We start from the raw sequence: 21317 nt of genomic DNA on the forward strand, positions 1-21317 counted from the left end.
TCGTGCCCAGCGAAGGAAACCCAGTGCGGCTCAAGCTGAGAACGAAGACAGCCTTGCTCATCACCTTGCTCGTGCTCGCCCTGGTGGGTGCAACGGGCTGGTGGCAGTACCGAAGCCTCTCCAGCGAATATGTCGGCCTGATGCGCGAGCAGCAGCAGGCGCTGACCGAGGGCGCCGCGGCGGACCTGGACTACAAGCTGGGCGTTCACCTGGCTGCGCTGGCGCGTGCAGCGCGCGAGCTCGGCGCGCGTGGCTTCGCGGATCCCGAAGCGCAGCAACGCTTCCTCGCGGACAAGGACCTGCGCGCGATGTTCGACAACACCGCGCTGGCCACGCCGGACGGCGCCATCGTCGCGATCCATCCGCCGGCAAGCCAGCCGCCGAACATTGCCGACCGCGACTACTTCAAGCGGGTGCGCGAGCTGCGCCAGCCTGCCATCTCCGCGCCGCTGCTCACCAAAGGCAACCGGCAGCCTGCCGTGGTCATGGCCGTCCCCGTCGAGGGACCCGACGGGCACTTCGCCGGCGTGCTGGGCGCGGCGCTGAACCTGCAGCGTGCCAACGTGCTCGGCGACCTGAGCCGCGCCACCATCGGCCGCGGAGGCCACTACGAGATCGTCACGCGCGGCGATTCGCCCCGGATCGTCATGCACCCCGACGCGAAACTGCTGCTCGCGCCCGCCGCCGCAGCAACAGCCGCAGCCGTCGACTCCGCCGCCGATACCGGGCACGACCTCGCAACGCACGCCACCGTACGCAGTGCCGACTGGGATCTGCGCCTGATCGTGCCGGCCCGCGCCGCCTACGCCCCGCTGGAACAGGCGCGGCGCAACCTGCTGCTGCAGTTGTTCTGGCTCGGCCTGGGCTGCGCGTTGCTGGTGTGGCTGGGCACGGCCTGGGTCATGCGCCCGCTGGAGGCGCTGAGCAATGCGATCCGCACGCTGCGCCGTTCGCCGGACAGCCAGGTCAGGCTGGACGTCGTCGCCAACGACGAGCGCGGCGACCTGGCCCGCGAGTTCGACGCATTGATGGCCGAGCTGCGCGAGCAGCGGCTCGAGGTGGCCGCGGTCACCGACGCCTCGCCCGTGGGGCTGTTCCGCTGCGGCAGCGACGGACGCATGAGCTACGTGAACGACGAATACCTGGCCATCCACGGGCTGGCGCGCGAAGAGGCGCAGGAGGGCTGGCTCACGCTGGTGCGCGAGGAAATCCGCGAGAAGGTCCGCCAGGACTGGATTCGCATCGTCAGCGCGGCCGAACCGCTGAACGCCACGCGCCGGCTGCACCGCAAGGATGGCACGCAGGTGCTGGTGGCCCTGCGAAGCCGGCCTGTGCTCGCGGGAGGCCGCGTCATGGGCCATGTGGGAACGGTGACCGACATCACCGAGCGCACCCGCGCCGAACGGGCCCTCCGCACGCTCACGGCCGTCTTCGACATGACGACCGACTACATCGTCCAACTGGATGCGGCCGGCCGAGTCATCTACATGAACCCGGCCGCGCGCCGCCGCACCGGGATCGCCCCTGAAGCACCGATCGAACGGCTCAGCGTGGCCGACTTCAATCCGCCGCAGACGCTGGAGCGATTCAGGTCGCAGGTGGTGCCCACCGCGGTCGCGACCGGCGTCTGGGTGGGCGAGTCGATGGTGTGGGATGCGAAGCGCGAGGAGTTCCCGGTCAGCCACATGGTGATTGCGCACCGCGACAAGCACGGCAAGGTGGAGTATTTCTCGGGGCTGATGCGCGACATCTCGGCGGCCAAGGCCGCGGAGCAGGCCCTGCGCGAGAGCGAACAGCGCCTGCGCATGGTGACGGACCACCTGCCGGCGCTGATCTCCTACCTGGACCGCGACCTGCGATTCCGTTTCGTCAACAAGGCCTACCAGGACTGGTTCGGCGTCGAGCCGCAGCAGCTGCTCGGGCGCAGCCTGCACGAGTTCTACGGCAACGAGGCGTGGGCGCAAATGGAGCCGTACATCCGCGCGGCGCTGGGCGGACGCCAGGTCACCTACGAACGCAGGGTGGCGGGGCCCGGCGGGCGCCGCGACATCCAGGCCACGCTGGTTCCGGAGCGCAATGAAGAGGGCGAGGTGATGGGCCTCTACACCCTGGACAGCGACATCACCGCGCATCACGAGGCGGAGGAGGCGCTGCAGGAAAGCGAGGCCCGCCTGCGCACGGTGGCCGATGCGCTGCCGATGCGGGTGGCCTACATCGATGCCGACGAGCGCTACCGCTTCAACAACCTGGCCTACGAACGCGAGTTCGGGCTCTCGCGCGACCAGATCCAGGGGCACACCGTGCAGGAGATGCTGGGCGGGCCGGCCTACGAATCCGTGAAGCCGCACATCCGCGCCGCCCTGGCCGGCGAAGCCGTCACCTTCCAGAGCGAAGTCAGCCAGAGCGACAGCTACAACTGCTACGAGGCCCAGTACATTCCGCAGCCTGCGGCCAATGCCGACGCCATCGTCGGCTTCCACGCCGTGATCACCGACATCACGCGGCAGAAGCTCGAGGAGAAGCGCCTGGTGGGCCTGGCGCAGATCGACCCGCTCACCGGCCTGGCCAACCGCGCGGGTTTCGAGCTGCGGCTGGGCGAAGCGATGGACCGCAGCCGCAGTGCGGGCGCGCTGATGGCGCTGATGTACCTGGACATCGACGGCTTCAAGCAGATCAACGACCAGTTCGGGCACCAGACGGGCGACGAGCTGCTGAAGGCTTTCTCGGGCCGGCTGTCGCAGGGGCTGCGCTCCAGCGACGTGCGCGCGCGCCTGGGCGGCGACGAGTTCACGGTGATCATGGAAGGGCTGCCCCATGCCGACATCGCAGTCGCCGCCGCCACGAAGCTCGTGCTGGCCATGCAGACGCCGTTCACCGTCGAGCCGCAGCGCACGATCAACGTCACCGCGAGCATCGGCCTGGCGTTCTACCAGGGCGGCGCCGCAAGCGCGGCCGCACTGGTGAAGCAGGCGGACGAGATGCTCTACCGCGCCAAGCGGGTCGGCCGCAACAACGTGCAGACGGCGCCGCTGCCAACGGAGGGCGGCCAGGCGTAGCCGCGGCTGAAGCGGGATGGCCGGGCCGAGCGTGGAAGTCGCTCTACCGGCCGGCGGCTTCGACGATGAGCTTCGCGACTACGTCGGGCTTCGACGTCATCACGACGTGCGAGGCGTCCTTGACGACCACCGTCTTCACCGGCTTGGCATGCTCTGCCATGAAGGCCTGCGCCTCGAGCTCGCGGGTGACGCCATTTCTTCCTCTTGGTTCAACGCGTCGCCCTGGCTGCGGATGGATGCGGGCTGCTCTTTCAGCAATTGCATGACGTAGGCGGTAGCCCTGGAATCAACTCCAATCAGCGATAGCCTGAGAGCCTCGCGACTGGATGTGACCGACCAACCGGCGGTAAGGGGGTATTGACGTGACTTTGGCTATCGCAGGTTGGTCTCGTTGGCACACGGCGTAGTCAAGCCGCCTCCTTGTGCAGTGAGCGAGTCGGGGCCGGGTGTTCGTCCGCTCGGCCTATCGCGAGCCGTGCAAGACGAAGGTCTGCCATCCCCGCATATGGTCGATGAAACGTTCGCTCAACCCACGCTCGCGCAAGTACTCGGCAGGCACTGGAAGCCTTGGACTGTCGTACGTCGGATCGGCCTTGACCTGCAGTGGAAAGTCCCGCTGAAGAATACCGGCCCGGGCAATCAGCACGAAGTCGCAGCCCTCGTCCAGCAACTCGCCGGCACGCTTGGCACTCATGATCTTGCCGGCGGTCCCCAGGCGAACTCCCTTGCGAGGCAATTCGGTGAAGAGGCTAAGCATCGTCTTGCCACGGAATGGCCCTTCTCTGACGACCTGCGCAGAGTCCCACAAGGCCAGGTCGAGATAGTCGATCAACTCGCGATCAAAGATATATGCGGTGACCTCGCGCAGTTCCTCCAGGCGCAACCCGTACCGCTCGATCGACAGTCGCCAGCCAATCTGAAAATCAGGGCCGCATTCCCGGCGGATGCCTTCGATCACCTCCAGGGTCAGGCGCGCCCGGTTCTCGAGGCTGCCGCCGTATTTGTCCTTGCGATCGTTCAGGAATGGCGACATGAACTCAGAAAGGATCCAACCGAATGCGCCATGCACCGCGACGCCGTCGAACCCTGCCAGTTGCGCCCTTTTCGCGGCGGCGATGAAGCTGTCGCGGATCCGCTCCACCACTTCGGTCGAGATCGCCGGAATGCCCGGCAAAGTGTCACTGGAAGCAGGAGCCGGAATGCCCCCCAGCAGCGGGTTGGCACGGTGGCCCGCGTGGTGCAATTGCACCGCCGAGAGGCCACCGCCGCTGCGAATGGTTGTGGCCATCCGGGTCAGACCCGGCAGGTGGTCATCGCTGTGGATTCCCAACTGCCGCGCAAACGCAATGCCGCCGGCTTCCACGGTCGTGGCACAGGTCTGGATCAACGCATAGCCGCTTTGGGACAGCTGCTCCATCCAGAAGTGGTCGTACACGGAGGCAGTGCCGTCGAGCTCGCTTTGCTGGTTGGTCAGCGGCGCCAGCATGAAGCGGTTCCTCATCGCCGGGCCGTGCAGGAGAGTGAGCGGTTTGAAGAGATCAGAAACAGACACAAGAAAGCTCCAAAAGATAATTGGGAAGTGCAGATCGGGGTCGGGCAACGACCTTTGAGCAGCGGCATTCGAGCTCGAGCCGCAGGACTGCGACCGCGGCGGATGCCATCGCTCGCACGCGCAGGCTTCATATGCCCTCGAATCGAGCGCGGCACGCGGCCGCGTGTGAATGGAAACGGCCTTGGTCGCTCCTGCGACACCGTCGGATCAGCCTTTGATGTCGGACTTCTCGGCCTTTGAGAGGTCCCAGCCACCGCCGAGCGCTTTGACCAGATCAACGGTCGCGCGCGCGCGCTCACCCTCGAACTGGATACGCGACTGGCGGCTGCGCAAGCGGGTGCGCTCGGCATCGACAACGACCAGGTAGTCGACGTCGCCTTCGTCGAATCTCGCTTTGGCTGATTGCGCGACGCCAGACGATGCGTCTTCCGCTCCCCGCTGTTGAACGATCCGCTCGTCAAGGGTTCTGATCGAGACCAGGGAGTCCTCAACCTCGCGGAAGGCCTGGAGCACCGTCTTGCGATACTCGGCGACCCTCTCCTCGTAGACGCCGCGCACGCGCGCCACTTCGGCGCTTCGCCTTCCTCCATCGAAGATTGGCATGCTCAAGGCCGTTCCCACCAGGGGACCCAGCAGGAACGTGCGTTGGGACCAATTGGCCAGGTTTCCCAGGTCGGCCGACTCGTAGCCCAGGGACCCCGTCAGCGAGAGCGCCGGAAAGAATGCTGCCCTCGCAACGCCGATGCGCGCGTTCTCCGCGGTCATGGCGCGTTCGGCGGCTGCGATGTCCGGCCTGCGCTCGAGCAACGTCGAGGGCATGCCTGGCGGAAGCCGGACCGTGACGTTGTCCAGAGGCCGCGCCTCGACGGAGAACGCCGCAGGCAGCTTGCCCAGCAGGATCGCCAAGGCATGCAACGCCAGCGCATGCTGCTGCTCGACAGCCAGTTGCTCCGAGCGGGCCGAGAACAACTCCGTCTTTACCTGGTCGACGACGTAAGGGGCCGCAGCGCCCACATCGAGCTTTCGTTCCAACAGCGACATGGCGTCTTGTCTCAGCCTCACGGTGTCCCGAAGCAGGCGGAGCTCGCCCTCGAACTGTCGCAGGCTGAAGTACGTCTTGGCGACGTCGGCTTGGACGAGCAACAGCATCTGGTGCGCCAGCGCCTGCTGCCGGGCCGCATCGGCACGTGCGGCGGCAACACCCGACGAAACCCGGCCGAAGATGTCGACCTCGTAGGCGACGGAGGCCTGTGCGCGCCACAGCGTTTGCGTGGACCCCGGTGCGCCGTCTCCGCGCCCCGCAGCCGTGCCGCTGATGCGCTGCCGACTGGGACCGAAACCTGCGCCCACTTCGGGAAGCTGCGCCGACTCGCTTTGCGAAATCAGTGCGCGCGCCTGCTTGAGCCTTGCCATCGCGATGGACACATCCGGATTGGCCTTGAGCGCCTCCTCCTCGAGCTGCACAAGGACAGGGTCGCCGAAGACGCCCCACCATGGAGAAGGCGCCTGCTGGTCTGCCGGTTCCGCCGGCCGCCACCGGCCCGGGTCTTCTGCGGGCTGCAGCGCGAGCGTGCGTCCCTCGTACTCGGCGAACTTCGCGGGAATGTCGATGCCGGGGCGATTCTCGACGGGCGCGAGGGAGCACGCGGACAGCAGGAGCAGACTTGCTGCCAAGGAAAGCGCACTTCCGGACAGTCGCTGGATCGCTTGGGTTGGGTGGGTCATGCCTGAACCTCCGGCTGTTGATGTCCAAGGTGATGCGGGACGATCGAGGGTGCCTCGTGATGCGCGGCAGATCGAAGCGGCCTTCCTCCGCCAAGCGCCCGGGCGAGCACGTAGAAGAGCGGTGTGAGAAACAGGCCGAACAGCGTGACGCCGATCATTCCGAAGAACACCGAGATGCCCATCGCCTGGCGCATTTCTGCGCCTGCGCCTGTCGACAGAACGAGAGGGATCACGCCCATGATGAAGGCCAGCGACGTCATCAGGATGGGCCGCAGCCGCAAGCGGCAGGCCTCGATCACGGCCTTCAACGTGGACAGCCCCGCCATCTCGAGCTCGCGAGCGAACTCGACGATCAGGATGGCGTTCTTCGACGCCAGGCCGACAAGCACGATGAGTCCGATCTGGGTGAAGATGTTGTTGTCACCCTTCGTGAGCCACACGCCGAGCAGCGCGGAGAAGATGCTCATCGGAATGATCAGGATGATGGCCAGTGGCAGCGTCAGGCTCTCGTACTGGGCCGCCAGCACGAAGAACACCAGGAGAACGCAGAGCGGAAGAATCCACACCGCGCTGTTGCCGGCGATGATCTGCTGGTAGGTCAGGTCCGTCCATTCGAACGTCATGCCCGGTGGCAAGGTTGCAGCCGCGATCCGCTGTATCGCCTCCATCGCCTGGTCCGACGAGTAGCCCGGCGCCGGACTGCCGCCCACGTCGGCGGACGTGAAACCGTTGTAGCGGGTGACCTGGTCGGGGCCATAGGTCTGGCTGACCTTGGCGAACGACGCGAGCGGAACCATTTGGCCGGACTCGCTGCGAACGTGCAGCTGTCCGATGTCGTCGGGCTTGGAGCGGAACTGGCTGTCGGCTTGCATGCGCACCTGGTACACGCGGCCCAGGAAGTTGAAGTCGTTGACGTAGTAGGAACCCAGGAACGACTGCAACGCACTGAAGGCCGCCGTCGTATCCACGCCCAGCTGCTGTGCCTTCGCACGGTCGAGGTCCACCTTGAGCTGGGGCGCGTTCACGGTGTAGGTCGAGAAGAGCGGGCCGAGCTCGGGCGCTTCGGACGCCTTCTTGATGAAGGCTTGTGTCGCCTTGTAGAGCTCGTCGTACCCCAGGTCCGCCCGGTCCTCGATCTGCAGCTTGAAGCCGCCCAGAGTTCCGAGGCCGTAGACCGGCGGTGGTGGAAAGATCCCGGTGAAGGCGTGGCCGATGCTGCCGAACTCACGGCCCAGGTCGGCCGCGACCCGGTCGGCGCTGATCCCCTTGCGCTCCTTGAACGGCTTGAGCAAGACAAATGTCAGGGCCGTGCTCGAGCTCTTGGTCACGCCGTTGATCGAAAGACCGCTGTAGCTCGAAGTTCCCAGGACCGCGGGGTGCTTGAGCGCCATGGCATTCATCTTGTTCATGGTCGCCTCGGTGCGGTCCAGCGTCGAGCCCTCGGGCAGTTGCGCCAGGCTCACGAGGTACTCCTTGTCCTGCGCAGGAACGAAGCCGCCCGGGACATGGCCGGTAAGCCACCAGGTTCCCCCCAACAACACCGCGTACACGGCGAGCAGGGCGCCCTTGTGCCGCAGCAGACGGCCGACGCTTCCTCCGTATGCCTCCGAGGTGCGATCGAAAGTGCGATTGAAGCGTCCGAAGAAGCGGCCGAACACCTTTTGCGTCACGCGGGTCACCGCGTCGGGAGCAGCGCCATGTCCCTTCAGCAGCAGCGCCGACAGCGCCGGGGACAGCGTCAGCGAATTCACCGCCGAGATCAGCGTGGAAATGGCGATGGTGACCGCGAACTGCTTGTAGAACTCTCCGGTCAGGCCGCTGAGGAACGCCAGCGGGAGGAAGACGGCGGACAGCGTCAGTGCGATGGCGATGATGGGCCCGCTGACCTCGCGCATGGCCTGGTAGGTCGCCTCCCGGGGGCTGAGCCCGCGTGCGATGTTCCGCTCGACGTTCTCGACGACCACGATGGCATCGTCGACCACGATGCCGATGGCCACCACGAGGCCGAACAGCGACAGCGTGTTGATGGAGTAGCCCGCCAGCAGCAGGAAGGTGAACGTGCCGACGATCGAGATGGGAACCGCGATGAGCGGAATGATGGAAGCGCGCCAGGTCTGCAGGAACAGGAACACGACCAGCACCACCAGCGCCACGGATTCCAGCAGGGTTTCGATGACCGCGTCGATGCCGGACTGGACCGCGCGGCTCGGCTCATAGACGATGCGATAGACCACGTCTTCGGGGAAGTCCTTCTCGAGCTCCTTCATGGCCTTGTGCACGTCGCGGGAGATCTGAAGCGAGTTCGCGCCAGGTGATTCCTGCACGGTCACGGCGACGGCGGGCGCGTTGTCCAGCGTGGCGCGGATGCCGTAGTCTTCGGCGCCGAGTTCCACGCGCGCCACGTCGCCCAGGCGCGTGATCGCTCCACGGGCATCGGACTTGATGACGATGGCCTTGAATTCCTCGGGCGACTTGAGCCGGCCGTCGGCGTTGACGTTGAGTTGGAAGGCGGTGTCCGCGGAGGTGGGTGAACTTCCGATCGTTCCGACAGCGGCCTGGATGTTCTGGCGTCGAATGGCGCCGGCGACATCGTTCGCACTCAGTCCCCGCTCGGCCAGCGCGGCCGGGTCCAGCCAGACCCGCATGGCATAGCCGCCGGGACCCCAGATCGCCACGTCGCCGACGCCCGTGATCCGGGCCAGGCGATCCTTCACGTGAAGGATGGCGTAGTTGCTGATGTAGTTGTTGTCGTAGGTCCCCTTCGGCGACACCATGTGCACGGCGATGGTGATCATCGGCAGGTTCTTGACCGCCGTCACGCCCAGGCGCTGCACATCCTCGGGCAGTCGCGCCTGGGCTTGGGACACCCGGGTCTGCACCAGCTGTTGGGCCCTGTCCGGATCGGTTCCCAGCTTGAAGGTCACGGTCAGGTACAGATGACCGTCGCCGCTGGCCTTCGAGTCCATGTAGAGCATGTCCTCGACGCCGTTGACGGACTGCTCCAGCGGTGCCGCGACGGTTTCCGCAATGGTCTTGGCGTTGGCGCCGGGGTATTGCGCGTGCACCACCACCGATGGCGGAATGACCTGCGGGTATTCAGACACCGGCATGTTGAACGACGCCACGATGCCCGCAAGGAGAATCAACGCCGACAGGACGGCCGCGAAGATCGGCCGGTCGATGAAGAATTTCGAGATGTTCACGACCGGCCTCCATTGGCGGCGCCGGCGGAGGCCTCGGGGGCCTCTGCAGCGACGGCCGAGACCGACGCGCCGGGGGACGCGCGGAAGGAGCCGTCCACGATGACCTTTGCACCTGGCGCGAGCCCGCTGCGCACGACCCGCTGTGTTCCCTGCAGCACGCCGAGGTCGATGGCGCGGCGCTCGACCTTGTTCTCTGCGTTGACGACCAGCACGTACTTCCGGTCCTGGTCGGTGCCGACGACGGCCTCGTCCACCAACACGGCGTCGTAAGGCGCACCGCCTTGCAGACGGATGCGTGCCCGCAGACCGGGAAGCATCTCGGGGTTCACCTTGTCGATGCGCGCGCGAACCCGCACGGTTCCCGACCGGATATCCATCTGGTTGTCGATCGCTTCGATGGATGCTGCGTAGGGAAAGTCGGTGTCATTGGCAAGGCCGACCTTCACCACCGGCTGCGTGCCTGCCCTCAGCGAAGGGGCGATGATCTGGAGGTAGCTCTGCTCGTCCACGTTGAAGGATGCGTAGAGCTTGCTGTCAGAGACGATCGTGGTGAGCGGGGTCGCTTCGCCGCCTGCCGTCACCACATTGCCCGCGGTGATTTCCGCGCGGGAGATCCGTCCCGCAATGGGCGCGCGGACCCGGGTGTAGCTGAGCTGCAGTTGAGCCTGCGCGAGAGCGGCCTGCGCCCCCTTCAGTGACGCGGCAGCCTCGCGTGCCGCATTGTCGAGCGTGTCGAACTCCCTGCGCGCGATCGCATTCGATTCCAGCAGCCTCTGTCCGCGGGCGCGCTCCGTGTCTGCCAGCCGTTGCCGTGCTTCGGCACCTGCCAGGGTGGCCTGCGCCTGGCGCACCTGGGTCTCGAAGGGTGCCGGGTCGATGGCGAAGAGAACGTCGCCTTGGCGAACATGCTGGCCCGGCTTGAAGTGCACCGCGAGCAGCGAGCCCGGTACTTTGGCGCGAACGTCAACGAGATCAACGGCTTCGAGCCGTCCCGTGTAGTCCTGTGAGTCCGATACCGAACGCTGCAAGGCTGGCCGGTACTTGACGGTGGGGAGTGCGGCGGCGGCTTGGGCATGCGCTTCGGAACCGTGCTTCCAGAACATGCTGCCAGCAACGACCACCGCAACGGCTGTCGTGACGACCGCCAGGTGCTGCTTCTTGAGGGGTTTCATGCGACGTGCTCTACAAAATTGAACGGTTTGCAGTCTGTGCGCGTGGCGCATGAAGATCGAGTCCGGAACCTGGGTTACTTTGTTGCCTCCGTTGGAACAATCACTTGTCATCGCCCCTTGCCAATGCGATAAAAATGGAATTTCTCGCGGTGCAAGCCACACCTAGTTCCGTACCGTGCAATAGTCGCCCTACAAGGAGAGAGCCCCGTGGACCGCCTCCAGTCGATGCAGATCTTCGCCCGCGTGGTCGAAATGCACAGCTTCACTCGAGCTGCGGACAGCCTATTCATGCCCAAATCCCGGGTCACGCGAGCCGTGAAGGACCTGGAGAAGTTCCTGGGCGCCCGACTGTTGCAGCGGACCACGCGCCACATCAGCCTGACCCCGGAGGGCACGCTGTACTTCGAGCATTGCAAGCGGTTGCTCGCGGACATCGAAGGCGTCGAGTCGAGCTTCCCGGGACGGGCCGGGCAGCCTCGCGGCTGCCTTCGAGTCGACATGACGCTCTCGCTTGCGCGCTTGGTCGTCCTGCCTTGCATCAAGGACTTCCAGACTCGTTTCCCGGACGTCGAACTCACGCTGACGGCGTCTGACCGCACGGTGGAGCTCGTGCAGGAGGGTATCGATTGCGTCATTCGAGCGGGGACGCCCGAAGACTCCGCCACGCTCGTTGCCAAGCGCATCGGCTCATTCGAGTGGGTGACCTGCGCCTCGCCGGAATACCTGGCCCGTCACGGCCCGCCTGAATCTCTGGAGGATCTGGCGAATCACGAGGCCGTCGGCTACCTGTCCAGCCGCACCGCGCGCACGATGGACTGGAATTTCGAGGTGAATGGCGAGCACCGCAGCGTCAGGATGCGAGAACGTCTCATCGTCAACGACACGGATGCGTACGTGACATGCGGCCTCGAAGGCCTCGGCCTCATCCGTGCCGGCAGCTACATGGTGCGTCCCTACCTTCTGAGCGGCCGCCTTCGGCAGGTGCTCGCCGACCACGCGTCGCCGACTGTGCCGCTTTCGGTCCTATACCCCCAGAATCGTCAGTTGTCCCCGACCGTGCGAGCGTTCGCCGACTGGGTTGCAGAAGTCGTGCGCAGGGAGGAAGCCGGATGGCGGGTCGACTCCTACGAGTCCGCGCGATGGCAAGCTTAGGCCCAGGATACGCCGACGCTCGCTTTCATATGTCGTCATGCGGCTGGTCGTGCACGCCCGTTGTTCAGTCGCCTGAACATTCAATTCGTCGTCGGGGCCTTTATCGAGTTCTGGACCATGCTCAGAATTCGCGCTCAAGGTCGTGGGTGCGACGACGCTGTGTCGTCTGACGCTCGAAGCCGCCTGGCGGGAAAGGACGCGGCGAAGCCCATGGGTCGATCACCAGACCGCCACGAAATTCGACGAGAGGGCGCCGTTGCGCGCCTTCGCGTGTCAGTCAAAAAAAGGAATCTTTCATGGCCGCGTATGACTACGATCTGTTCGTGATCGGAGGTGGCTCGGGCGGCGTGAGGGCAGGGCGCGTCGCTGCCGCGCTGGGCAAACGCGTCGCCATCGCCGAAGAGCACCGGTTCGGCGGCACCTGCGTCATTCGGGGCTGCGTTCCCAAGAAGCTCTTCGTGTACGCCTCTCAGTATCGCGAGCATTTCGAGGATGCTGCAGGGTACGGATGGAAGGTCGGCGAGACCACGTTCGACTGGGACACCTTGCTGGCCGCCAAGGACAAGGAAATCCTGAGGCTCGAAGGCTTGTACCGGCGTGGGCTCGAGAGCAACGGTGCCCGAATCATCGACAGCCGCGCCGAGTTGGTCGACGCGCACACCGTGCGCCTGGTGCATACCGGCCAGACCGTCACCGCTGACAGGATCGTCATCGCCACGGGCGGCACGCCGAACCCCCATGCGGCGCTCCCTGGCCATGAGCTGTGCATCTCATCCAACGAAGCTTTCGACCTTCCGCAGCTGCCGCGTTCGATGCTGATCGCCGGCGGCGGCTACATCGCGGTCGAGTTCGCCAATGTGTTCCACGGCCTTGGTGTGGCTGTAACGCTCATCTACCGCGGCAAGGAGATCTTGTCGCGTTTCGATCACGACCTGCGCCAGGGCCTGCACAAAGCCATGGTCGACAAGGGCTTCCGCATCATTCTCACCGACGTCATGGAGAAAGTGGAACAGAAGGTTGACGGCGGTTTGTTGGTCAGGACGATGTGCGGCGAGTCGATCTTGGTCGACACCGTCATGCTGGCGCTCGGCCGCGAGCCGAACACGCAGGGCCTGGGCCTGGAAGCCGCGGGTGTAGAGGTGGATCCACTTGGCGCGATCGTCGTGGACCAGTACTCCCGCACCAATGTGCCGAGCATCTACGCGCTGGGAGACGTCACCCACCGGGTGCAGCTGACACCCGTCGCCATCCATGAAGCCATGTGCTTCATCGAGACCGAGTACAGGAACAATCCGACCTCGCCCGATCACGACCTGATCCCGACGGCCGTTTTTTCGCAGCCGGAGATCGGGACGGTGGGCCTGTCGGAAGAAGAGGCCGCCAAGAAGTATTCCGAGATCGAGGTCTATCGCGCCGAGTTCCGTCCGATGAAGGCGACGCTCTCCGGACGCATGGAGAAGATGCTCATGAAGCTCGTTGTCGACGCCGCAGGCCGCAAGGTGGTCGGCGCCCACGTCCTCGGCCACGAGGCCGGCGAGATGGTGCAGTTGCTCGGCGTGTCGCTGAAGGCCGGCGTCACGAAGGATGATTTCGACCGGACCATGGCCGTCCATCCCACTGCAGCCGAGGAACTCGTGACCATGTACCAGCCGAGCTACCGCATCAGGGACGGCGTGCGCGTCTGATCCTTGAAGGCTCGCTTGCGCCTTGCGGCGTCGACCGCTGTTCCCCCGATTCACCCAGGACCACGGATGAACAAATTTTTGGCGATGGAAGTGTTTGTCCAGGTCGTGGACACCGGCGGATTCACCCGCGCGGCAGAGAACATGAAGCTTCCCAAAGCAACGGTGTCAACCTTGATTCAGTCGCTGGAAGGTTCGCTGTCGGTCAAGCTTCTGAACCGGACCACCCGGCACGTCAGCGTCACCGCCGAAGGCGCCGCCTACTACGAGCGCTGCATGCGCATCCTCTCGGAGGTGCGCGAAGCCGAGGACTGCGTGTCTCAAACAAGGGGCAGCCCCGCGGGAAGGCTGCGTATCGACGCCCCGACCGGCCTGGCCAGCGAGGTGATCATTCCCGCGCTTCCCGACTTCCTCGAGCGGTATCCGGACATCCGGCTCGAACTGGGCTGCAGCGACCGGCAGGTGGACCTGGTCGAGGAAGGGGTGGATTGCGCGATTCGCGGAGGCCGTCGCCTGACCGATTCCAGCCTGATCGCGCGCCGCGTCGGCACGATGCACTACACCACTTGTGCCTCGCCGGCCTACCTCAAGCGCCATGGCCGGCCCATGCATCCCAACGATCTGGTGCACCACAGCTGCGTCAATTATTTCTCCGCACGCTCGGGCAAGATGTTCGATTGGTATTTCAAGAAGGACGGCGAGAAGATCCAGGTCGCCTTGTCCAGTCACATCGCATTGAGCGACAGCTATGCGTACACGGCTGCAGGCCTGGCCGGGTTGGGTATCGTGCAGATGGCAGACTTCCTGATGGCGCCAATGCTCAAAGACGGGCGGCTCGTATCCATCCTGGACGACTGGACCAACGAACCACTGCCGATCCACGTGGTGTATCCGCAGAACCGCCACCTTTCGGCCAAGGTGCGTGTGTTCGTCGAATGGGTAGCGCAACTGTTCTTGAACCACGCCACCATGCGCTGACGAAGGGCTGCCACCCGACGGCACAGGCAAGATACTTGTGGCCACCGGGGACGCAGCCAAAGGCGCTTCACGCAGCGGCTTACTTGCCGGGCAGTTGCTGGTACGTTTCGACCACGCGGGCCGAATACGTGAGCGCCGCTCCGGCGTTCATCGCAATGGCCACGCCCAGTGCCTCGGAAACTTCCTCGAGCGAGGCGCCAGCCTCCGCGGCCTTCTTGGTATGCACGGCGATGCAGCCATCGCAACGCGTGGTGACGGCGACGGCCAGGGAGATCAGTTCGTGGATCCTGGGTTCCAGGTGGCCGGTCTTTGCGGCGGCGTTGTCCAGGGCCGCCATCCCGCGCATCACGTCGGGACTTTGCTTGGCGAAGTCGCCCACGCGCTCCAGCAGAGACGTCCGGTAGCCGTTCCAATCTTGCATCATGAATCTTGTTCCTTTTCTTGGGTTGTAGGTGCCGGCACCAACGTGGCGTCCGGTGGGAGTGGAAGAATGCCGCCGCCCCAGCTCGCGGCCGGATGACGCGGGCAGCGGCAGTCGCTCAAGCAAGGGCTTTGCTGCCCATCAGCGTCTCGTAGTCGGTGTAGCCCTCAGCTCCCTGGCTGTAGTAGGTCGCCATCTCGTCCTTGTTCAAAGGTGCGCCGTGGCGCAGGCGCCAGACGAGGTCGGGGTTGGCGAGGAAGGGACGTCCGAAGCTGATCGCATCGGCCAGGCCGCTGTCGAGGTCGGCCTTGGCGCGCGCCACGTCGTAGTCGCTGTTGAGCACCAGGGCGCCCTTGAAATGCCTGCGAATCTGAGGCGACAGTCGGGGGACGTCGGTTGCGCCAAATGTCCCGTCCGGGCCAGGCTCTCGCAGCTCCAGGAAGGCGATACCGATAGCGTCCAGCATCTCCGCCGCGGCCGTGAACAGCGGCGCCGGATTGCTGTCGTCCACGCCGTAGCTCTCGCCATTGGGGGACAGGCGCACGGCCGTGCGATCGGCGCCCACTTCGTCTGCAACGGCCTGCGTGACCCGGCCCAGCAAACGCACCCGGTTGTCGATGCTGCCGCCGTATTCATCGGTCCGGGCGTTGGTTCCGTCCCGCAGGAATTGATCGAGCAGTTGGCCATTGGCGGCGTGGATCTGAACGCCGTCGAAGCCCGCGGCCATGGCGTTGCTTGCCGCGCTGACGTAGTCGGAGATCAGGCCTGGGATCTCCTCGGCGGCCAACGGTCTTGCGATCTCGAAAGGCTTCTTTCCTTCGTAGGTGTGCGCATCTCCCGGCATGGCCGTGGCACTGGCCGATACAGGCTGACGGCCCGTCACGGCCGAGTGGGCCATGCGGCCCATGTGCCAAAGCTGCGCGAAGATGAGCCCGCCTTTGTCATGCACTGCCTGCGTGACGGGCATCCAGGCCTTGACCTGCTCGGAGGACCACAGTCCCGGTGCATAGGGCCAGCCAACGGCCTGGCGTGAAATGCCAGTGGCCTCTCCGATGATCAACCCGGCCGTGGCGCGCTGCGCGTAGTAGTCGGCCATGATCGGCGTCGGCACATGGTCGCGGGTGGCGCGCGCCCGGGTCAGTGGCGCCATGAAGGTGCGATTGGCCGCGTTGAGCGCGCCCAGCGCGATGGGATCGAAAAGTGTCGGCATGTGAGTGAAGGTTTTCGGAAGTTGTTGGGGGCTCAGGCATTCACCAGGAGGCCTTCGGCTTGCAAAGCCGCGCGCACACTGACCCGTTGTTCCATGCGTGCCATGAACTTCTGGATGAAGGCGTAGCCGGTGATGTCGATCCCCACCCGCGACGGCCATGACAGGACGTTGTAGAGATACGCATCGGCGACCGAGAATTGCGCGCCCAGGACGTAGTCGTTCCGAGACAGGTGTTCGTCGATGTATTCGAACTTGCTGGTCAGGTTACCGTCCGCAAACCGTTGCTTCGTCGGTTCGTCGAGGAATGGCGAAAACATCACGGCCATGCCCTTGTGCAGGTCGCTCGCCACGAAATTGAGCCACTCCAGCGCCGTGTAGCGCTCCCGGGTTCCGAACGGTGGGAGAAGGTTGGCGGCCGGGTTCTTGTCTGCAATCCACTGCAGGATGACCGCCCCCTCGGTGAGCAGGTCGCCGTCGTCCATCTTCAGCACAGGGATGAAGCCCTTGGGCGATACCTTGAGGTAGTCGCCTTCGACTGTCGTCTTGGTCTTGAAGTCGACCTTGATCAGGTCGTACGCCTGTCCGGCCTCGCGCAACGCGATTTGAGAAGCAAGCCCGCAAGAGCCAGGGGAGTAATACAGTTTCATAATAAAAAACCTTGGTGGTTGAAAAAGCGCAGCCGTTAACAGCGGCCTGCTGGACTGGGAAATTGCCTCAGTGCTTGGATGCGCCGCAGGGATGTCCATGCGGCAGCTCCAGGGGCGAAGCCACAGCCCTGGGAGGCACGGTTGAATTGCTACTGGCCCGGACCAGGGCCGAGACGCGTGCGCGCGGCGTGGTCGGGCAGTTTGGGGGTGGGAGTGCGGACTATTCGACGCGGAGCAACGACTCGAAATCCTTGGCGCCGTGGCGTTCGCGAAGGAAGGTGCCCGGCTCTCCGGAAACGCGGTTGACGACCCTGCCCCGCGCCACGGCGGGGCGCGCTGCTATCGCCTTGTACCAACGCAGCAGATGCGTGTATTCCTCAACCGCGAGGAACTCGTGCGTGTTGTAGACGCCATAGAGGCTGCCCGGATACCACGGCCAGACCGCCATGTCCGCGATCGTGTACTGATCGCCAGCGAGGAACTCGTGCATGGCCAGATGCGTGTCCAGCACATGCAGCTGCCGTTTGGTCTCCATCGCGTACCGGTCGATCGCATACTCGATCTTCAGCGGTGCATAGGCGTAGAAGTGGCCCAGGCCTCCGCCGACGAAGGGGGCCGAGCCCATCTGCCACATGAGCCAGTTGAACGTTTCCGTCCGCGCCCGACCTTCGGCCGGCAGGAATGCGCCGAATCGTTCTGCAAGATGAACGAGGATGGAGCCGCTCTCGAAAACGCGCGTGACCGGATCCGTGGAGTGATCGACGAGCGCCGGGATCTTGCCGTTGGGATTGATGCCCACAAAGCCGCTTCCGAATTGATCGCCTTTGAAGATATCGATCAGCCAGGCGTCGTATTCGGCACCCGGATGACCGGCCGCCAGAAGCTCCTCCAGCATGATCGTGATCTTCTGTCCGTTCGGGGTTCCCTGCGAATACAGCTGCAGAGGATGCTTGCCGACCGGCAACTCCTTCTCGAACCTGGCGCCGGAAACCTGGCGGTTGATGCTGCCGAACGTACCGCCATAGTTGTTCTTCGGGCTCCACACTTTGGCTGGAACATAGTCGGCAGGTTGATTTGGAACTATGGAATCGGTCATCGGTTGCTCCGTGTGAGACAGGATTTCGGAATTAGGAGGTTCGAGGTGGAGAATTCAATGGGTGAGCATCTAGTGACTTTGCATACCTTGATCGTTGCGTTATTCGGAAGGGTCGCAGTCACTCTCGAATTGCGTTGTCGGCACTGCCGGGTCGGCCAATCACGAGTACAGCAAGGCTGAAATTTAGATCCCATCAATTCAAGATTTTTTAAATACTCGTCAATGGACATTTAGCAGATTGACTGACTTCGCATCGCATGCAAAAAATTCTACAGAGACGGTTAAATTGATAAACCAGTTGAAGGCGAATTCACCGTTCAGCCGACGGAACAGTGCCGATGGAGATCCAGGCTGCTTTCAATCTCGGTGCGCTGGTCTTGTGCAGGCTGCGCGGCCATCGCGTTGCACGAACGCAGGATTCGCTTGCTGCGAGGTAACCCCGTGCCGAGCCGCTCTGGACAACGCGCGAGGCCGCATCCCTCGGAAGGACGGGGGTCGGCAGTTCGCGATTACAGGTTGAACTCCAGTTCCGGACCCTCGGCCCAAGATACGCAGGTGGACATTGCGCCGATGCGCACGCCGGGGGAGAGGGTGTCACGGTGGATGGGCTGTCCTCGCACGACCTCGGTGAGGCACGAGCCGCAGACGCCACGGCGGCACCGGCCCCGACCGGGAGCGGATCTGGGTGCGGCTGGAAAGATGCCAAGCCGTCGTGCAGCAGCTAGAGCTTCCTACCCAGACTTGCCGCAACAGCCTGTGGCCTCGCACGCGCACTTAGCAGTAGCTCAGGCGGCTTGTCCCTCTTGTCGCGCGGCCCCTGGAGCCTCGATGTGCGCCAGCCACAGCCCGCTCGCAATGATCAACGCGCCGCCGCCCAGCGTCCATGCATCGGGCGTGGCCTGCCAGAACGCCCAGTCCAGCACAAGCGCCCAGGCGAGGGCGCTGTATTCGAAGGGGGCGATGGCGGCGGCCTGGCCGTGGCGGAAGGCCTCGGCGATGGCCATCTGGCCCAGAAAGCCGCTGATGGCCAAACCTGTCAGCACCCATGTGTGCTGCCCCTGGATTGGCACCCATTGCGGCGCCGATAGCAGGCCACCGCCCACAGCCATGCCGGCCGTGCTCCAGAAGACCAGGGCGGCGCTCGATTCGGTGCGGCTGATGAGCCGGCCCAGCATGTTCGACAGCGCATAGCAGACTGCGGCCACCAGGATCGCCAGAGCGCCCACCGAGAGGAAGGCCCCCTGCTCGGGCCGCAGTGCAATCACGACACCAACGAAGCCCAGCCCGATGGCGATCCAGTGTCGCGGCTGGACCGACTCGCCCAGCATCGGCACGGCGATGAGCACCATCAGCAGCGGAGCGATGAAAGTGAGTGTGTAGGCCTCTGCCAGGCCCAGGGTCTTCAGGCCATAGACGAAGAGCACAAGCATCGTCATGTTCAGCGCGATGCGCAGCAGGTGCAGGCGCCAACGCAGCCGGCGCCTGAAAACGCCTGCTGTCTCGCGCCGCCACACGATGTACAGGCACACCAGGGGTAGCGCCGTGAGTCCCCGCAGTGCCATTACTTGCACGGGCGGGTAATGTCCGGCCAGGCTCTTGAGCAGCGCGTCCATGCAGGCAAAGAAGGCGCAGGCCAGCAGCATCGCGGTGATGCCGCGCAGAGTTCCGGTCGAGGGCATGGTCGGTTATCTCACAGCAATGGCCAGGGGACAGGACTTGTTCATAACCGCCTAGCATAGGTGCTGGGAAGGTCGGTCTTGGCCCGGAAGCGGCTATCCGCATCCGGCGGCCGATGCAGTCAAGGCGGCGGAGTAACGCTTCCGGCGTGGACTTGACCCGCAACTGGGCAAAGACGTGGTACCGGCGCTGGGCGCTCCAGGGCGTGAGCGAGTCGGGCGGAAGGCGGTCTTGCGAAAGACGAGGTGAATTTGGCCAAGCGCTGATGAAGGCCTTCGTGGCGGCCAGCGCGACGGGCTTCCGCGGTCTCGACGATGCTGAGGAAGCCTATTTCGCGATTCGGGTCGGATGAGGTGACAAATCAAACTCGCGTTGATTCCTCCGGCCGTCTGGCCGGGGCGCACAAGGTAGCCCGCGGTCATAGCGTCGGAGGACCGCTTCCAGGATCTCGGGAGCGGTCTGGCTGCTAGCGGCAGTGCAATCGTGATCAGCAAGTTCCAAGGATTCGAAGCTGCCCTGGAGGCTATCACCCGTCCCCTTGCCCAGGATGAGGCGACGGAGCTCGCGAGATAAGCGCGCAATGGTCGCGGCAAAGCTAGTGTCCTGTCCCGCTGATACGTGAGCAAAGTCGATGCAGCTTTTCGAGGATCGAGTCGGCGGTGGCGGTCCACTTGAAGGGCCGGCAGTCGGCGTTGTAAGCGGTGACGAAGCGGTCGATGCGTTGCACGAGTTGCTTGACGCTGGAGAACGAGCCGCGGCGGATGGTCTTGTCGGTGATGAGGGCGAAGAAGCGTTCGACCTGATTGAGCCAGGAACTGTAGGTCGGAATGAAGTGCATGTGCCAGCGCGGCCGAGTCGCCAGCCACGCCTTGATCTTCGGATGGCTGTGAGTGGCGTAGTTGTCGACGATGCAGTGGATGTCCAACTCAGGCGGCACGGCCTTGTCGATCTCGCGCAGGAACGACAGGAACTCCTGATGCCGGTGGCGCGGCTTGCACGCCGCAAGCACCGCGCCGTTGAGCACGTTCAGCGCCGCAAACAGCGTGGTCGTGCCATGGCGCTTGTAGTCGTGGGTGAAGCCCTCGACATAGCCAAACCCCATAGGCAGCATTGGCTGCGTGCGCTCCAGCGCTTGGCACTGACTCTTCTCGTCCACGCAGATGACCAGCGCGTTGTCCGGTGGGCTCAGGTACAGGCCGACCACATCGCGCAGCTTCTCGATGAAGAACGGGTCATTGGACAGCTTGAAGCTCTGGGTACGGTGCGGCTGCAGGCCAAAGAGTTGGAAGTAGCGCTGCACACTGGTCTTGGAGATGCCTGTGTCGGCGGCCACCGTGCGTACGCTCCAGTGCGTCGAGCCGTTGGCTGGCTTGGTGTGCAGAGTCGTCTTGATCAACTGCGCCACGCGCTCATCGTCGATCGTGCGCGGCTTGCCCGGGCGCACATCGTCGTACAGCCCGGTGATGCGCCGATCGATGAATCGCGTGCGCCACTTGCCCACTGTTTGCTTGGTCATCTTCAGCCGCGCGGCAATCGCGTTGTTCGGCTCGCCCGCTGCACTGGCCAGCACGAGGCCCGCACGATTGCACAGCGCGGCGGGCAGCGAGCGGCTGCGCGCGAACGCCTGCAACTGCGCTCGCTCGTCGTCACTCAACACCAACTCTGCCTTCGGCCTGCCTGTTCTCATCGCGGTATCTCCGTTCCCAAGATACCGCATCGACATGCAGAATTAATGCCAGTTATTTG

Annotated in this window: 15 protein-coding genes; 4 read left to right on the forward strand and 11 right to left on the reverse strand. The window is 64.5% G+C overall.

The features are described 5' to 3' along the window. Positions 1 to 53: 53 nt before the first annotated feature. The gene (locus EJO66_RS25475; RefSeq protein WP_240648774.1) at positions 54 to 3056 is read left to right on the forward strand and encodes a PAS domain-containing protein; all 3003 of its coding nucleotides are present in this window, start codon (positions 54 to 56) and stop codon (positions 3054 to 3056) included. A 463-nt stretch (positions 3057 to 3519) separates the two neighbouring features. Here EJO66_RS25475 and EJO66_RS25485 read toward each other — a convergent pair whose 3' ends face one another. From EJO66_RS25485 to EJO66_RS25500, 4 genes are all read right to left on the reverse strand, one after another. Next, on the reverse strand, positions 3520 to 4656 hold the full coding sequence (locus tag EJO66_RS25485; protein WP_240648775.1) for an NADH:flavin oxidoreductase: 1137 nt from the start codon (positions 4654 to 4656) through the stop codon (positions 3520 to 3522). 159 nt (positions 4657 to 4815) lie between these two features. Next, the gene (locus EJO66_RS25490; protein WP_124960652.1) at positions 4816 to 6333 is read right to left on the reverse strand and encodes an efflux transporter outer membrane subunit; all 1518 of its coding nucleotides are present in this window, start codon (positions 6331 to 6333) and stop codon (positions 4816 to 4818) included. Then, positions 6330 to 9536, reverse strand: a complete 3207-nt coding sequence (locus EJO66_RS25495; RefSeq protein ID WP_125966468.1) for an efflux RND transporter permease subunit — start codon at positions 9534 to 9536, stop codon at positions 6330 to 6332. Before EJO66_RS25495 ends, EJO66_RS25490 begins: the two co-directional genes overlap by 4 nt. Then, entirely contained in the window at positions 9533 to 10708 is a 1176-nt protein-coding gene (locus EJO66_RS25500; protein WP_125966469.1) for an efflux RND transporter periplasmic adaptor subunit, read from the reverse strand. Before EJO66_RS25500 ends, EJO66_RS25495 begins: the two co-directional genes overlap by 4 nt. 207 nt (positions 10709 to 10915) lie before the next feature. On the opposite strand from EJO66_RS25500, the gene EJO66_RS25505 reads away from it, so the two are divergent. The 3 genes from EJO66_RS25505 (at position 10916) to EJO66_RS25515 (ending at position 14520) form a co-directional block, all read left to right on the forward strand. Continuing rightward, on the forward strand, positions 10916 to 11860 hold the full coding sequence (locus EJO66_RS25505) for a LysR family transcriptional regulator (RefSeq protein WP_124960655.1): 945 nt from the start codon (positions 10916 to 10918) through the stop codon (positions 11858 to 11860). 296 nt (positions 11861 to 12156) lie between these two features. Then, entirely contained in the window at positions 12157 to 13545 is a 1389-nt protein-coding gene (gene gor / locus EJO66_RS25510) for a glutathione-disulfide reductase (RefSeq protein WP_125966470.1), read from the forward strand. Positions 13546 to 13611: 66 nt separating this feature from the next. Continuing rightward, on the forward strand, positions 13612 to 14520 hold the full coding sequence (locus EJO66_RS25515; RefSeq protein ID WP_125966471.1) for a LysR family transcriptional regulator: 909 nt from the start codon (positions 13612 to 13614) through the stop codon (positions 14518 to 14520). Positions 14521 to 14599: 79 nt separating this feature from the next. On the opposite strand, the gene EJO66_RS25520 is transcribed toward EJO66_RS25515, so the two are convergent. The 7 genes from EJO66_RS25520 to EJO66_RS25550 form a co-directional block, all read right to left on the reverse strand. Continuing rightward, positions 14600 to 14944: a carboxymuconolactone decarboxylase family protein gene (locus tag EJO66_RS25520; RefSeq protein WP_124960658.1), complete on the reverse strand. Its 345-nt coding sequence runs from the start codon at positions 14942 to 14944 to the stop codon at positions 14600 to 14602. A gap of 115 nt (positions 14945 to 15059) precedes the next feature. Then, on the reverse strand, positions 15060 to 16151 hold the full coding sequence (locus EJO66_RS25525) for an alkene reductase (RefSeq protein ID WP_124960659.1): 1092 nt from the start codon (positions 16149 to 16151) through the stop codon (positions 15060 to 15062). Positions 16152 to 16183: 32 nt separating this feature from the next. Next, positions 16184 to 16897, reverse strand: coding sequence for a glutathione transferase GstA (gene gstA / locus EJO66_RS25530; protein WP_223262389.1), 714 nt, complete (start codon positions 16895 to 16897; stop codon positions 16184 to 16186). A gap of 121 nt (positions 16898 to 17018) precedes the next feature. Further along, on the reverse strand, positions 17019 to 17894 hold the full coding sequence (gene yghU, locus EJO66_RS25535; RefSeq protein WP_125966472.1) for a glutathione-dependent disulfide-bond oxidoreductase: 876 nt from the start codon (positions 17892 to 17894) through the stop codon (positions 17019 to 17021). Positions 17895 to 18403: 509 nt separating this feature from the next. Further along, positions 18404 to 18595 (reverse strand): 2Fe-2S iron-sulfur cluster-binding protein, encoded by a 192-nt coding sequence (locus EJO66_RS33395; RefSeq protein ID WP_125966532.1) that lies wholly within the window; start codon positions 18593 to 18595, stop codon positions 18404 to 18406. A gap of 84 nt (positions 18596 to 18679) precedes the next feature. Further along, positions 18680 to 19573 (reverse strand): DMT family transporter, encoded by an 894-nt coding sequence (locus EJO66_RS25545; RefSeq protein ID WP_125966473.1) that lies wholly within the window; start codon positions 19571 to 19573, stop codon positions 18680 to 18682. A gap of 593 nt (positions 19574 to 20166) precedes the next feature. Beyond that, complete coding sequence (locus tag EJO66_RS25550) at positions 20167 to 21258, reverse strand: IS630 family transposase (protein WP_125966474.1); 1092 nt, start codon at positions 21256 to 21258, stop codon at positions 20167 to 20169. Positions 21259 to 21317 lie beyond the last annotated feature (59 nt).

The organism is Variovorax beijingensis, from assembly GCF_003951285.1.
Taxonomy (GTDB): domain Bacteria; phylum Pseudomonadota; class Gammaproteobacteria; order Burkholderiales; family Burkholderiaceae_C; genus Variovorax; species Variovorax beijingensis.